The sequence below is a fragment of the Nocardioides korecus genome, assembly GCF_054778395.1.
Window position 1 is genome coordinate 181,575 of record NZ_BAAGZO010000003.1, and the last position, 13,667, is coordinate 195,241.

Annotated in this window: 15 protein-coding genes, 1 tRNA gene and 1 pseudogene; 10 read left to right on the plus strand and 7 right to left on the minus strand. The window is 73.6% G+C overall.

What is annotated here, in order from left to right; translation table 11 throughout:
- Positions 1-46: 46 nt before the first annotated feature.
- From ACYVDA_RS07000 to ACYVDA_RS07030, 7 genes and pseudogenes are all read left to right on the plus strand, one after another.
- Positions 47-1,324: pseudogene (locus ACYVDA_RS07000) on the plus strand (glutamate-5-semialdehyde dehydrogenase); the annotation flags it as partial.
- Positions 1,321-1,776 carry a VTT domain-containing protein gene (locus ACYVDA_RS07005; protein ID WP_460816476.1) on the plus strand — a complete coding sequence of 152 codons (456 nt, stop codon included), beginning with the start codon at positions 1,321-1,323 and terminating at the stop codon, positions 1,774-1,776. The pseudogene ACYVDA_RS07000 and the gene ACYVDA_RS07005, both read left to right, overlap by 4 nt.
- Positions 1,777-1,801: 25 nt before the next feature.
- Positions 1,802-1,942 (plus strand): hypothetical protein, encoded by a 141-nt coding sequence (locus ACYVDA_RS07010; RefSeq protein WP_460816478.1) that lies wholly within the window; start codon positions 1,802-1,804, stop codon positions 1,940-1,942.
- A gap of 13 nt (positions 1,943-1,955) precedes the next feature.
- Entirely contained in the window at positions 1,956-2,630 is a 675-nt protein-coding gene (gene nadD / locus ACYVDA_RS07015; protein ID WP_460816480.1) for a nicotinate-nucleotide adenylyltransferase, read from the plus strand.
- Entirely contained in the window at positions 2,627-3,010 is a 384-nt protein-coding gene (rsfS, locus tag ACYVDA_RS07020) for a ribosome silencing factor (protein WP_460816482.1), read from the plus strand. Before nadD ends, rsfS begins: the two co-directional genes overlap by 4 nt.
- Before the next feature lie 2 nt (positions 3,011-3,012).
- A complete protein-coding gene (locus ACYVDA_RS07025; protein WP_460816485.1) occupies positions 3,013-3,675 on the plus strand; it encodes a histidine phosphatase family protein in 663 nt (220 codons plus the stop codon).
- 44 nt (positions 3,676-3,719) lie between these two features.
- A tRNA-Ala gene (locus ACYVDA_RS07030) sits at positions 3,720-3,795 on the plus strand.
- 248 nt (positions 3,796-4,043) lie between these two features.
- Here the strand turns inward: ACYVDA_RS07030 and ACYVDA_RS07035 are convergent.
- Positions 4,044-5,021, minus strand: a complete 978-nt coding sequence (locus ACYVDA_RS07035) for an FKBP-type peptidyl-prolyl cis-trans isomerase (protein ID WP_460816487.1) — start codon at positions 5,019-5,021, stop codon at positions 4,044-4,046.
- 189 nt (positions 5,022-5,210) lie between these two features.
- Between ACYVDA_RS07035 and ACYVDA_RS07040 the strand changes: the two genes are divergently transcribed.
- A complete protein-coding gene (locus tag ACYVDA_RS07040) occupies positions 5,211-5,657 on the plus strand; it encodes a hypothetical protein (RefSeq protein WP_460816489.1) in 447 nt (148 codons plus the stop codon).
- Position 5,658: 1 nt separating this feature from the next.
- On the opposite strand, the gene ACYVDA_RS07045 is transcribed toward ACYVDA_RS07040, so the two are convergent.
- Positions 5,659-5,991: a hypothetical protein gene (locus ACYVDA_RS07045; RefSeq protein ID WP_460816492.1), complete on the minus strand. Its 333-nt coding sequence runs from the start codon at positions 5,989-5,991 to the stop codon at positions 5,659-5,661.
- Between the two features lie 85 nt (positions 5,992-6,076).
- Between ACYVDA_RS07045 and ACYVDA_RS07050 the strand changes: the two genes are divergently transcribed.
- Positions 6,077-7,027, plus strand: a complete 951-nt coding sequence (locus ACYVDA_RS07050; protein WP_460816494.1) for a hypothetical protein — start codon at positions 6,077-6,079, stop codon at positions 7,025-7,027.
- Here the strand turns inward: ACYVDA_RS07050 and ACYVDA_RS07055 are convergent.
- The 3 genes from ACYVDA_RS07055 to ACYVDA_RS07065 all read right to left on the minus strand — a co-directional run bounded on the left by ACYVDA_RS07055 (position 7,009) and on the right by ACYVDA_RS07065 (position 9,436).
- Entirely contained in the window at positions 7,009-7,689 is a 681-nt protein-coding gene (locus ACYVDA_RS07055) for a response regulator (RefSeq protein ID WP_460816497.1), read from the minus strand. The genes ACYVDA_RS07050 and ACYVDA_RS07055 overlap by 19 nt on opposite strands.
- Positions 7,686-8,915, minus strand: coding sequence for a sensor histidine kinase (locus ACYVDA_RS07060; protein WP_460816501.1), 1,230 nt, complete (start codon positions 8,913-8,915; stop codon positions 7,686-7,688). Before ACYVDA_RS07060 ends, ACYVDA_RS07055 begins: the two co-directional genes overlap by 4 nt.
- A gap of 116 nt (positions 8,916-9,031) precedes the next feature.
- On the minus strand, positions 9,032-9,436 hold the full coding sequence (locus tag ACYVDA_RS07065; protein WP_460816503.1) for a hypothetical protein: 405 nt from the start codon (positions 9,434-9,436) through the stop codon (positions 9,032-9,034).
- Between the two features lie 184 nt (positions 9,437-9,620).
- Here ACYVDA_RS07065 and ACYVDA_RS07070 point away from each other — a divergent pair, with 184 nt between their 5' ends.
- Positions 9,621-11,618 (plus strand): APC family permease, encoded by a 1,998-nt coding sequence (locus ACYVDA_RS07070; protein WP_460816505.1) that lies wholly within the window; start codon positions 9,621-9,623, stop codon positions 11,616-11,618.
- Positions 11,619-11,642: 24 nt separating this feature from the next.
- Here ACYVDA_RS07070 and ACYVDA_RS07075 read toward each other — a convergent pair whose 3' ends face one another.
- Together ACYVDA_RS07075 and ACYVDA_RS07080 are read right to left on the minus strand one after the other, a co-directional pair.
- Positions 11,643-13,094 carry a flavin-containing monooxygenase gene (locus tag ACYVDA_RS07075; protein WP_460816507.1) on the minus strand — a complete coding sequence of 484 codons (1,452 nt, stop codon included), beginning with the start codon at positions 13,092-13,094 and terminating at the stop codon, positions 11,643-11,645.
- A gap of 48 nt (positions 13,095-13,142) precedes the next feature.
- A complete protein-coding gene (locus ACYVDA_RS07080) occupies positions 13,143-13,649 on the minus strand; it encodes a YflT domain-containing protein (protein ID WP_460816509.1) in 507 nt (168 codons plus the stop codon).
- Positions 13,650-13,667 lie beyond the last annotated feature (18 nt).

Here is a 13,667-nt window from a genome sequence, read left to right on the forward strand (position 1 = left end):
GTGCCGTACGCCGTCGTCCACGGCCCGCCCGCGGGGGTGGCCGGGCTCAGGGCCTGCGCTCGATAAACTGCACGTCATGTCCGAGACCGCGTTCGCCACCGTGGCCGCTCGTGCCCGCCTCGCCGCCGCCGAGCTCGCCCTGGCCACCCGTGCCACCAAGGACGCGGCGCTGCGCGCGATGGCCGACGCCCTGGAGTCCTACGCGGAGACCGTGCTCGCCGCGAACACCGAGGACGTGGACGCCGCCCGTGCCGCGAGCACGGGCGAGCACCTGCTCGACCGGCTGAGGCTGGACGACGCGCGGCTCGCCTCGATGGCGCAGGGGCTGCGGGACGTGGCCGGGCTGCCCGACCCGGTCGGGGAGGTCCTGCGCGGCTCGACGCTGGCCAACGGGCTCCAGCTGCGCCAGGTGCGGGTGCCGTTCGGCGTCGTCGGGATCATCTACGAGGCGCGGCCCAACGTCACCGCCGACGCCGCGGGGATCTGCCTCAAGAGCGGCAACGCGGTGCTGCTGCGCGGGTCCTCCAGCGCGCGTCGCACCAACGCCGCGGTCGTCGAGGTGCTGCGCGGCGCCGTGGCCGAGGTCGGGCTGCCGCAGGACGTCGTCTGCCTGGTCCCGGGCGAGGGCCACGAGGCCGTCAAGGAGCTGATGCGGGCCCGCGGGCTGGTCGACGTGCTGATCCCGCGCGGCGGCGCCGGGCTCATCCGCACGGTGGTCGAGGAGTCGACGGTGCCGGTGATCGAGACCGGGGTGGGCAACTGCCACGTCTACGTCGACGCCGCCGCCGACCTCGACATGGCCGAGCGGATCGTGCTCAACGCCAAGACCCACCGCACCTCGGTGTGCAACTCCGCGGAGTCGCTGCTGGTGCACGCCGACGTGGCCGCGGTCTTCGTCCCGCGGATCGTGGCCGCGCTCCAGGGTGCCGGCGTGCTGCTGCACGGCGACGAGACCTTCGCGCGCGAGCCCGGGGTGGAGCCGGCCACCGAGGCGGACTGGGACACCGAGTACCTCGCCCTGGAGATGTCCGCGGCGGTCGTGCCCTCGCTCGACGCCGCGGTCGCCCACGTGCGCGACCACTCCTCCCACCACTCCGACGCCATCGTCACCGACTCCCAGTCCAGTGCCGCCCGCTTCGTCGCCGCGGTCGACTCCGCGGCCGTGCTGGTCAACGCCTCGACCCGGTTCACCGACGGCGGCGAGTTCGGCTTCGGTGCCGAGATCGGGATCTCCACGCAGAAGCTGCACGCGCGCGGCCCGATGGGGCTGCCGGAGATGACGTCGACCAAGTACGTCGTCACCGGGGACGGCCACATCCGGTGAAGCTCCTCCTGCTGACCCTCGGGTTCGGCGTGGTCTCGGCGGTGGTCCCGCTGTTCAACATGGAGGCCTACATCTCCGTCGCCTACGCCAGCGGCCGCGGCCAGGCCCTCGAGGTCGCCGCCGTCGGGTCGCTGGGGCAGAACCTCGGCAAGCTGGTCTGGTACTACGCCTCCCGCGGCGCGCTGGACATCCCCTGGCTGCGGGCCCGGATGGACAACCCCAAGCGGCAGGCGCAGTTCGAGCGGTGGCGCGGCTACGTCCAGGGCCGACCGCTGATGAGCGGGCTGCTGACCTTCGTCTCGGCGGCGATCGGGTTCCCGCCGTTCTTCGCCATGGCCATGGTCGCCGGCACGCTGCGGATGAACGTGGTGGTGTTCTTCGTCGCCGGGCTCGTGGGGCGGACGCTGTTCTTCTGGGCGTGGCTGCTCGGCGTGGGCCTGATCTTCCGCTGACCCGTGCGGCGGATAGGCTGCGCCCATGCTGAACACCCTGCTGCTGCCCCTCGCGACCGAGGGCCCCGGGATCCGCCCCTACCTCATCGGCGGCACCGCCCTGATCATCCTGCTGGCCCTGATGCTCGGGCTGCTGGCCTTCGGCAGGGGCCGGGACCACACCTGAGCGAGGGGCTCGCATGACCGAGGCAGCCACCTCGCCCTCCACGGGTGCCGAGACCCCACCGCGACGCCGCGTCGGGGTGATGGGCGGCACCTTCGACCCGATCCACCACGGCCACCTGGTCGCGGCCAGCGAGGTCCAGGCGTGGTTCGACCTCGACGAGGTGGTCTTCGTGCCGACCGGGCAGCCGTGGCAGAAGAGCGGCCGCGAGGTCTCGCCGGCCGAGCACCGCTACCTGATGACGGTGATCGCCACCGCCTCGAACCCCCGGTTCACCGTCTCGCGGGTCGACGTCGACCGCGACGGACCGACGTACACGGTCGACACGCTGCGCGACCTCTCCGCGACCCTGCCCGACGCGGACCTCTACTTCATCACCGGCGCCGACGCCCTGGCCGAGATCTTCACCTGGCGCCACGCTTCGGAGCTCTTCGAGATGGCGCGCTTCGTGGGGTGCACCCGCCCCGGCTACGACATGGCCGCCACCACCCTGGACGCGATCCCCTCGGACCGGATCACGATCCTGGAGATCCCCGCCCTGGCGATCTCCTCCACCGACTGTCGCGAGCGCCGCGCCAAGGGGGACCCCGTGTGGTACCTCGTGCCCGACGGGGTCGTCCAGTACATCGCCAAGCACGACCTCTACGGCCCCGCCGAGAGCCTCACCGCCACCCTGGGAAGTCACACATGACCGCCACCGACCACGCCGTGGAGCTGCTCGTCTCCGCCGCCCGCGCCGCCTCCGACAAGCTGGCGGAGAACATCCTCGCCTTCGACGTCAGCGAGCAGCTCGCCATCACCGACGCCTTCCTGATCTGCTCGGCCGGCAACGACCGCCAGGTCAAGGCCATCGTGGAGGCGGTCGAGGACCGCCTGCGCGAGTCCGGGGCCAAGCCGGTGCGCCGCGAGGGCCACCGCGACGGCCGCTGGGTGCTGCTGGACTACGCCGACATCGTCGTCCACGTCCAGCACACCGAGGACCGGCAGTTCTACGCCCTCGAGCGGCTCTGGCGCGACTGCCCGGCGATCCCGCTGCCGGCGGACGTGGTGTCCTCCGACCGCGGTCGCTGAGGGTGCCCACCGACGGACCCGAGGTGGGGCGCGGCCGTCGCCTGGTGCTCGTGCGCCACGGCAGGACCGCCTGGAACGCCGAGGGCCGCGCGCAGGGCCACACCGACGTCAGCCTCGACGAGGTCGGCCGGGCCCAGGCCGAGGAGATGGCCCCCGTGGTGGCGGCGTACGCCCCGACGCTGCTGCTCAGCAGCGACCTGGCCCGCGCCCGGCAGACCGCCGAGCCGCTCGAGCGCGCCACCGGGCTGACCGCGCGCACCGACGCCCGGCTGCGGGAGTACGACACAGGCGAGCGCACCGGCATGACCGCCGTGGAGTACGCCGCGACCCTGAGCCCCGCGGAGGCGGCCCGCTGGGACGTCCACACCCACGTCGACGCCGAGGGCGCCGAGACCGTCGAGGACGTCGCGGCCCGGCTGGTGCCGGCGCTGCGCGACGTGCTCGAGGAGCTGGGGGAGGACCAGACGGCCGTCCTGGTGCTGCACGGCGCCGCGTTGCGCGTGGGCGTCGCCGGGCTGCTCGGCTGGCCCCTGTCGTGCGCCGACTCGCTGGCGGCGATGTCGAACTGCGGCTGGGCGGTGCTCGAGGAGCGCGGTCGGCACCGGCTGCGGCTCTCGGCGTACGGCCTGGGGGCGGGTGGGGGGACCCCCGATTCGCGTCCGTGAACGGGGCCCGCTAATATTTCCGTCGTTGCCCGGAGACGGACAATGGGGGTGTGGCGCAGTTGGTAGCGCACTTGCATGGCATGCAAGGGGTCAGGGGTTCGAATCCCCTCACCTCCACCAGATGAGCCGCCTTCGGGCGGCTTTTCTGCTTTCCAGGGGGTCTGTCGGGGGCAGGTAGCGGCTGTGCTGGCCCGGCATGCAAGGGGTCAGGGGTTGGTCTCCTCACCTCCACCAGAGAGGCCGCCTTCGGGCGGCTTTTCTTCTTCCTGGGGGTTCCCGGGTGGCTCCCGGGCCCCGGACGCATGAGAGGCCGCCAGCGTGGTGCTGGCGGCCTCTCGGGCTCTGCGGGTCGGGACGTCCCCTGGGGATCAGCCCTTGGTGGCCTTCTGGACGTCGATGACGAACCACAACGTGGAGTTGGGCGGGATGGTGGCCCCGCTGCCCTGGGCGCCGTACCCGAATGCCGGGGGGATCTGGATCAGCACGCGGCTGCCGACCTTGACGCCGTCCAGGCCGATCGCCCAGCCCTTGACCAGGCCCGACAGCGGTGAGGTCAGCGGCTGGCCCTTGCTGTAGCTCTCGTCGAAGGGGGTCTTGGCCTTGTAGACCGCGCCGAGGTAGTTCACCGTCACGGTGTCGGCGGCGGAGACCGCGGCGCCGGTGCCCTTCTTGAGCACGACGCGCTGGACCGGCGTGCTGGTGGACGGCTCGGAGACGCCGGAGAAGTCGAGGCTCGTGGGCTTGCCGCCCTTGGAGACGACCTTGGGCAGCTTGCCGGGGGCGACGTCCTGGACCTTGTCGCTGGACGGGGTGGGTGAGACGGCCGCCTTCTTGACCATGTCGGCGACCAGCACGACGGTGTCCTTCGCGCCGACCCCGAGCTGACTGCCGCCGGTCGCGCCGAACAGGTCCTTCGACGGTGCCACCGCCGCCACGCGCGAGCCGTAGGTGGCCCCCTTGAAGAGCTTCTGGAACAGCGCGCTGAGCTTGGAGTCGACGGGCACCGACTCGGGCGAGCCGTTCTGGTAGTCGCTGTAGGCGGCCTTCTTGGTCGTGCCGTTGCCCACCCAGACGTAGGTGCTCACGGTGTCTCCGCTGGCGATCTTGTCGCCCGTGCCCTTGACGAGGGTGGTCACCTTGGCCGAGCTCGGCGCCGGCACCTTCGCGCGCCAGGTCGGCTTGAGGGCCTTGCCCACGGCGCCGGAGAAGCTCACCTGCTCCAGCTGGGCGCCCGACCCCGACGGGGCCTTGGCGGAGCCGCCGTCGCTGCCGCAGGCGGCGAGCACGGGCGCGAGGAGCAGGGCGGGGACGAGGACGGCAGCGGGACGCTGGAGCCGGCGAAGCACAGGGAGGGACCTTCCGGTGGGGGACGAGGGCGTCGTTCGACCGTAGCCGGTGTCCCTGAGGGCAGCCTGTGCCGCCCGGGGGAGGTGGCCAGTCGCGGCAGGTGTCGGCGGTGACCCGCCAGGCGAGTGGTGGTCGGTCCGGCGGCGGCCGGGTGCTGGCAGACTGCCGCTCCCAGGGGGGTGGTCCACGTGACACGGAGCACGGTCGTGGTCGGGTCGTCGGTGGTCGCCGGGCTGGTCGCCGGTCTGGCGGGGTGCGGGCAGGCCCAGCCGGCCGCAGGCCCGAGCGGGTTCGGCCGGTCGCAGGCGGGGGAGACGCGGGTGTTCCAGGCCTACCGCCAGTCCCGCGCCACCCGCGTCGTCACGGTGAGGCTGCCCGCGGGCACGCGTCACGCGCGCCTCCACCTCAGCTGCGTCGGCGGGACCGGTCTCCTGCGGGTCGGCGTGCTCGGCGGCGAGGGAGCCGTCCCGTGCGGCGACGAGGAGGCCGCCTCGGCGGTGATCGGCCTGTCGGACCGGACGTCCCGTGCCGCCGCCACCACGGCCCGGGTGCGGGTCGAGGGGCCGCGGGGCAGCCGGTGGTCCGTCGCCGTCGACGTCGGTCCGGGCGAGGTCGACCCGGCACTGCCCGACTGACTCAGACGGGCGGGGACGTCGTCGCGGCGCGCCGGCGGGTGACGGCCCAGGTCACCGCGAGGGTGAAGAGCGCGAAGACGACCAGCACGACGACCATGTAGACGGTGTTCGCACCGCGCAGGACGTCTAGGCGGCGCGAGGGTCGCACGGCGTACGACGACGCGAGCAGGACCGCGGCCGCCAGCAGGTTGGACTGGACCGTGAAGTAGCTGAAGAAGTTGCCCGCCTCGAAGATCCCCCGCTCCACGGTCGTCGCGATCTCGGTGACCACCGCCGATACGGCCAGGAGGGCGACGAGCAGCCGTCCCAGCCGGAGGGCGGGGGAGGCGGTCACGCGGCGAGCGTAGCGCCGAGAGCAGGAGCGACCCCTCGAGCGGGAGACCTGGTGACCTGTCGGTGCCGGCGGCGACACTGGCTCCATGACGTCCCCGCCGCCGGGGACCGCGGTCCGCGACCGTGGTCCGGACCACCACCTGATCACCCACGTGACCCTGCGCGTGGCGCTGGCCGGGGTGGCGCTGGCGATCCTCGCGGCCGTGGTGGTGGACCGGGTGCAGCGGGGCTGCCTGCTGACCTCGATCAGTGCGTACTGGTGGACCGACGCCCGCCCGGTGCTGGTCGGCGGGCTGGTGGCGATCGGGGTGGCGCTGGTGGCCTACAGCGGCAGCACCTGGACCGAGAACCTGCTGCTCGACCTGGCCGGGGTGCTCGCGCCCGTCGTGGCCTTCGCCCCCACGGTCCTGGAGCCGGGTGACGCCGCCTGCCTGGGCGTGCCCTTCCCGGCGACGTACGACGTGTCGGTCGCCGACGACGCGCTGCTGGTCTACCTGGGGGCGCTCGTGCTGGGGACCGGGGCGACGTACGCCGCCTCCGCCGCCGTACGCCGAGGCCTCGGCCCGCTCACCGCGCCCCAGCGCCGCGCCCGCCTGGCCGGGCTGGGCACGGCGACCGTCCTGGTCGCGGGGCTGGTCGGCTGGCGCGCGCTGGACCCGCGCTTCGCCGAGCACGTGCACTTCCCGGCCGCGGCGACCATGTTCGTGATGCTGACCGGGGTCGTGGCGGGTCGCACCGAGCCGGTCTCGCGGCTGACCGCCCGGTGGGACCTCTACCGCGACGACGTCGACCGGGCGGGGCGGAGGTCGTGGCAACGGTTCCCCTACGGCCGCACCTACGCGGTCGTGGCGGTCGTGATGGCCGCGACCCTGGTGGCCGTCGTGCCGGCCTCGCTCCTGGGCTGGTGGGACCACGCCGTGATCGCCGCCGAGGTGGTCCTCCTGCTGTCGTTCCTGGTCTTCTGGCTCCTCCAGACCGTGCAGCTCCGCCTGCTCGCGCCGACCGCGGGAGGGGGCGCTCAGGGCTCGAAGCGGTAGCCCATCCCGGGTTCGTTGAGCAGGTGCCGCGGCCGGGCCGGGTCGGGCTCGAGCTTGCGGCGCAGCTGGCCCATGTAGAGCCGCAGGTTGCCCTGCGCGGTCTCGTAGCCGGGCCCCCACACCTCGGCCAGCAGCCGCTTCTGGCTCAGCAGCCGGCCCGGGTGGCGCACCAGGACCTCGAGCAGGTGCCACTCGGTGGGGGTCAGACGCACCTCCTCGCCGTCGCGCACGACCCGGTGGGCGGCGAGGTCGACCAGGGTGTCGCCCAGGCGCACCGAGGGGGCCTCCTCCTCGGCACCCGCACCGGCTCGACGCACCATCGCGCGCATCCGGGCCAGCAGCTCGTCCATCCCGAAGGGCTTGGTGACGTAGTCGTCGGCGCCGGCGTCGAGCGCCTCGACCTTGTCGGTGGAGTCCGAGCGCCCCGACAGCACCAGCACCGGCACCGAGGTCCACCCGCGCAGCCCGGCGATCACCTCCACCCCCTCGAGGTCGGGCAGGCCGAGGTCGAGCACGACCAGCTCGGGGTGCTGCGCGGCGGCCACCTCCAGGGCCTCGCGTCCGGTGCGGGCGAGGTGCACGTCGTACCCCCGGGCGCGGAGGTTGATGGCCAGCGCGCGCAGGATCTGCGGCTCGTCGTCGACGACCAGGACCCGGGTCACGCCTGCTCCTCGTCGGGGAGGCCGCGCTCGCGCAGGCCCGGTCGCGGGGTCTCGTGGGGCTCCTCGGCCCGTCGGAACCGCACCACCATGGTCAGTCCGCCTCCCGGGGTGTCCTCGGCCTCCAACCCGCCGCCCATGGCCTCGGTCAGCCCGCGCGACAGCGCCAGGCCCAGCCCGACGCCGGTGGAGTTGTCGGTGTCGCCGAGGCGCTGGAACGGGGCGAAGACCTCGTCGCGCCGGTCCGAGGGGATGCCGGGCCCGCGGTCGACCAGCCGCAGCTCGACCAGGTCCGGGGTGCCCCCGGTGTCCTGGGTGTCCTGGGCGTCCGCGGCGTCCGCGGCGACGGCGGCGCCGAGGAGCCGGGGCGGCTGGTCAGCGGGGGAGAACCGCAACGCGTTGGCCACGACGTTGACCAGGACGCGCTCGAGCAGCCCCGGGTCGACCAGCGCCGGGGGCAGGTCGTCGGGCAGCTCCACGCGTACGCCGGCCGCGCCGGGACCCACGTCGTCCAGGGCCCGGGCCACCACCTCGGCCAGCGCCGTGGGTCGCAGGCTCACCGCCATCGCACCGGCCTGGAGCCGGCTCATGTCCAGCAGGTTCTCCACCAGTCCGGCCAGGCGGTCCAGCGACTCCTCGGCGGTCTCGACCAGCTCGGTGCGGTCCTCCGCGCTCAGCACCAGGTCGGGGCTGCGCAGGGTCGCTACCGAGGCCTTCGCGGCGGCCAGCGGCGTGCGCAGGTCGTGCCCGACGGCGGCGAGCAGGGCGGTGCGGGTCCGGTCGACCTGGGCCAGGGCGTCGGTCTGGGCGGCCGCCCGGTCGGCCTGGTGGGTCCGGCGGGCGGCCAGGTCGACCACGGAGCTGACCAGCATCGCCACGGCCAGGAACACGAACAGCGCCAACGCGTCGTTGGGATCCTTGATCGCCAGCGTGTGCAGCGGTGAGGTGAAGAAGTAGTTGATGACCAGCGAGCCCGCCACCGCGGAGACCAGCGCGGGTCGCAGACCGCCCACGAGCGCGACCACGACCGTCAGCAGCAGGAACAGCAGCATGTCGCTGACCAGGTTGACCGGCCCGCGCAGGGGCACCAGCGCGGCCCCGGCCAGGGCGGGCAGCAGCACCGCCAGCACGAAGCCGTACGCCGTGCGCCGCCGCCCCAGCGCCCTCCCCGTGAGGTGGGGGCCCGGCGCACCGCTCACCCGGTGGAACCGGTCGGTGGGGACGCGCACCCCGCCATCATGGCGCAGCCGCGGGGCGTGCGACGGCCGGCGCTCACGGGTCCCACCGCTGCACCACCAGCCAGCACACCAGCGCCGAGGCGAGCAGCAGCAGGAGGTACGCCGCCTCACCCACGGCGCCGCGCCGTCCACCAGGCGCCGCAGGCCGCGGTGGCCGCGGCCGCGAGGAGCAGCGCCAGCCGACCCAGGTCCGCCGGGGCCAGGGTCAGCTCCCCGGCCCGGTGCTCGACGAAGCCGGTCCACAGGGCCCAGGCGGACAGCGCGACGGCCAGGCCCGGACGGAGCGGCAGGACCCAGGCCGCGACCACCACGACGACACCCAGGACGTCGAGACGGACCGGGCCCGACCACGTCAGGACCCCGCTCGCCAGGGTCGCGCCGACCAGCGCGACGTGGACCAGCGCGAACCTGACCCCGGGCTCGTCGCCCAGCCGTGGGGGACCGACCGCACGGAGGGGAACGTGACGGGCCCGGGGGCGCGTCGGGGCTGCGTGGGCGGTCAGCTGGGTCACGGCCCCATGCTGCGTCGCCCGCGGGCCGACGTACGCCGTCCTGACGCGATCCTGACGCCCGACCGCCCGTTCCTGACACGGTCCGTGCACCTCCCGCCGCGGCCCGGGAGGGGTGGCTCACAGCCTCGTTAGGATCCTGTGAGGCCGCGGGTCCCGACGCGTGGGCCGGTGTTGCATGGGCGCCGTGACGACGACGTCGACGACCTCCCGCGTGCCCGATGACCGCGCCCCCGACCGGGGTGCCGATCCGACGGGCGCTTCCCCGACCGCAGCCGACAGCGGCCCGGCCCCGGTGGCCCGCGGCCCGGTCCGCAGCAGCCGCGGCACCCGCCCGGAGCCGCACGTCGACCCCAAGCCGTGGTGGCAGGTGATGTGCCTGACCGGCGTCGACTACTTCTCCACGCTCGGCTACCAGCCCGGCATCGCGGCGCTGGCCGCCGGCCTGCTGTCGCCGATCGCCACCCTGGTCCTGGTCGTGGTGACCCTGCTGGGGGCGCTGCCGGTCTACCGCCGGGTCGCCGAGGAGAGCCCCCACGGCCAGGGGTCGATCGCGATGCTGGAGCGACTGCTGCCGACCTGGTCGGGCAAGCTATTCGTGCTGGTGCTGCTCGGGTTCGCCGCCACCGACTTCATCATCACCATGACGCTGTCGGCCGCCGACGCCGCGGCGCACGTGACCGAGAACCCCTACGTCCCCTCCTTCCTGCACGGCCAGGAGCTGTGGATCACCCTGGGCCTGCTCACGCTGCTGGGAGCGGTCTTCCTGCGCGGGTTCTCCGAGGCCATCGGCCTGGCCGTCGGCCTGGTGGGGGTCTACCTCGCGCTCAACGCCGTCGTGCTGGTGGTGGCGCTGGGCAAGGTCGTGCAGGAGCCCCACCTGGTCCCCGACTGGGGCTCGGCCCTGACCACCCAGCACGGCAGCCCGGTGATGATGGTCGCGGTCGCGCTGATGGTCTTCCCCCAGCTCGCGCTCGGCCTCTCGGGCTTCGAGACCGGCGTCGCGGTGATGCCCCACGTCAGCGGCGACGACACCGACACGCCGGCCGCCCCGGCCGGCCGGGTGCGCGGCACGAAGCGGCTGCTGACCTGGGCCGCGGTCCTGATGAGCGTGTTCCTGGTCGCGAGCTCCTTCGCCACGACGCTGCTCATCCCGGCCGGGGACTTCGCCTCCGGGGGCCCGGCCAACGGTCGCGCGCTGGCCTACCTGGCCCACCAGCTGCTCGGCAACGCCTTCGGGACGGCGTACGACGTGTCGACGATCGCGATCCTGTGGTTCGCCGGCGCCTCGGCCATGGCGGGCCTGCTCAACCTGATCCCGCGCTACCTGCCGCGCTACGGGATGGCCCCGGAGTGGGCCGGAGCCGTGCGGCCGCTGGTGCTCGTGCTAACCGCCACCGCGTTCCTGATCACCTGGATCTTCAAGGCCAGCGTCGACGCGCAGGGCGGCGCCTACGCCACCGGCGTGCTCGTGCTGATCACCAGCGCCGCGGTCGCGGTCACCCTGGCCGCCCGTCGCGCGGGCCAGAGGGTCCGCACGGTCGCCTTCGCCGCGGTCACGCTGGTCTTCGTCTACACCACCGTCGACAACGTCACCGAGCGCCCCGACGGCGTCAAGATCGGCGCCTGCTTCATCGCCGCGATCGTGGCGGTCTCGGTGCTCTCACGGCTGCTGCGCTCCTTCGAGCTGCGGGTGACCGAGGTCGACCTCGACGCCACCGCCACCCGCTTCGTGCGCGACTGCGCCAAGCGCACCATCCGGCTGGTCGCCAACGAGCCCGACGCCCGCGACGCCGAGGAGTACGCCGAGAAGGAGCGCCAGATCCGCCGCGACCACGACCTCCCGCCGGACGCCGACGTGGTGTTCGTCGAGGTCACCGTGACCGACCCGTCGGACTTCGAGACCGGGCTGGAGGTGCGCGGCGAGGTCCTGCACGGCCGCTACCGCGTGCTGACCCTGGAGTCGTCGTCGGTCTCCAACGCCCTGGCCGCGCTCCTGCTCGAGGTCCGCGACGTCACCGGCGCCCTCCCGCACGTCTACTTCGAGTGGACCGAGGGCAGCCCGCTGCGCAACTTCGCCAAGTTCCTGCTGCTCGGCATGGGCGAGGTCGCCCCCACCACCCGCGAGGTGCTGCGCCGCGCCGAGCCGTCCCGCCGCCGGCGCCCGCACGTGCACGTCGGCTGACCGACGAGCGGACCGTCCCGCTGCTCAGCTGGTGACGAAGTCGCCGGTGTCGATCTCGGCGCAGCGGCGCAGGTACTCCTCCACCTGGCCGGGCCAGTTGGTCGAGATCCGCCCGCCGTCCTGGTGGTACCAGTTGTGGCACGAGGCCCACACGCTCCTGGCCAGGCGCTCCTGCACCTCCCCGTCGTACGCCGCCTCGGCCTCCGGCCGCACCTCCACGGCCCGGTCGCCCGCCGCGTCGGCGTGGCGCAGGAGCGTGGTGACCGCGCCCGCGGCGGCCTCGAGCATGGTGATGATCGAGCTGCCGCCCAGGTTGGTGTTGGGGCCGTAGACCATGAACAGGTTGGGGAAGCCCGGCACGCACATCCCGAGGTAGGCGTGGGCGCCCTCGGCCCAGACCTCGCGCAGGTCGGCCCCACCGGAGCCGGTGACCGTCAGCGGCGCCAGGAAGTCGGTGGCCGCGAACCCGGTGCCGTAGATGATGACGTCGGCCTCGTGCTCGGTGCCGTCGGCGTCGCGGACGCCGTGGGGGAGGACCTCGGTGACGCCGGTGGTGACCACGTCGACGTCCGCCCGGGCCAGGGCGGGGTACCACGCGTTGGAGAACAGCACCCGCTTGCAGCCGAACGGGTCCTCGGGCACCAGCTTGGCGCGCAGCTCGGGGTCGCGGACCTGGCGGTGCAGCTGGGCGCGCCAGGCCGTGCGCACGACCTTCTTGAGCCAGGTGTCCTCGATCAGGGCCTTGTTGAAGGCCTCGGTCAGCCGCCACACGCCCTCGCGGCCCAGGTGCTGGGTGCGGGGGAAGCGGTCGAACGCGCGGGTGTGCAGGCGGGTGTACTCCCGGTCGGGCTTGGGGACGACGTACGGCGCGGACCGCTGGAACACCGTCACGTGGGCGGTCCGCTCCGCGATCTCGGGGACGAACTGGATCGCGCTCGCCCCGGTCCCGAGCACGGCCACCCGCTTGCCGGTCAGGTCGACCGCGTGGTCCCACTCCGCGGAGTGGAAGGCGGGGCCGGCGAAGGTCTCGCGGCCCGGGAGGTCGGGCACGGCCGGACGCGAGAGCTGCCCCATCGCGGTCACCAGCACGTCGGTCACCAGCGTCTCGCCCGTGGTGGTGGTCAGCGTCCAGGTGCGGTCCTGGTCGTCGTACGCCGCCGACGCGACCTCGACGCCCGTGCGGACCAGGTCGTGCACACCGGTCTCGCGGGCGGTGCGCTCGATGTAGGCGAGGATGTCGGGCTGGCGGGAGTAGCGGTGCGGCCAGCGCGGGTTGGGCGCGAAGGACCAGGAGTACAGCGACGACGGCACGTCGCACGCGGCCCCGGGGTAGGTGTTCTCGCGCCAGACCCCGCCGACGCCGTCGGCCTTCTCCAGGATCGTGACGTCCGTCCAGCCCGCGCGGGTCAGCTCGACCGCGGCTCCCAGGCCGCCGAAGCCGGCGCCGATGATCGTGATTCGTGGTTGCCAGCTCATGGCAGGCAACCTAGCGGGGCCGGCGTCGACGGGTGCGTGGAGGCGGGATCAGAGACCGTCGGGGCGCTGCGGGGCGTTCATGGTGGTGAGCAGCTCGCGGCCCTGCTGGGCGAACTTGTGCTCGACGAGCACCTCGTAACGGGTCGCGACGACCTGGCTCACCGAGGTGAAGTCGCGGCGGCCGCGGGTGGCGGCGTACCCCGCCAGGGCCCAGACCAGGCCGAAGACCGCGCCGAAGAGCATCGTGGAGGCGATGATCGAGAACGTGCTGCCGCTGCCGAACAGCGACATCACCAGGCCGACGAAGAGACCCAGCCAGATGCCGGAGACGAGCCCACCGGTGGCGACCTTGCCGTAGGTGAGCCGGCCCGTGACCCGCTCGACCTGCTTGAGCTCGGTGCCGACGATCAGGCAGTTCTGCACCGGGAACTCGTGGTCGGAGAGGAAGTCGACCGCCTCCTGGGCCTGCTCGTAGCGCTCGTAGACGCCGAGCGAGAACGGGTAGTCCAGGGTCAGGGCGGAGGTGGGGACGCGGACGGACTGCGGCTGGCTCATGCGTCCAGTCTCGCAAAG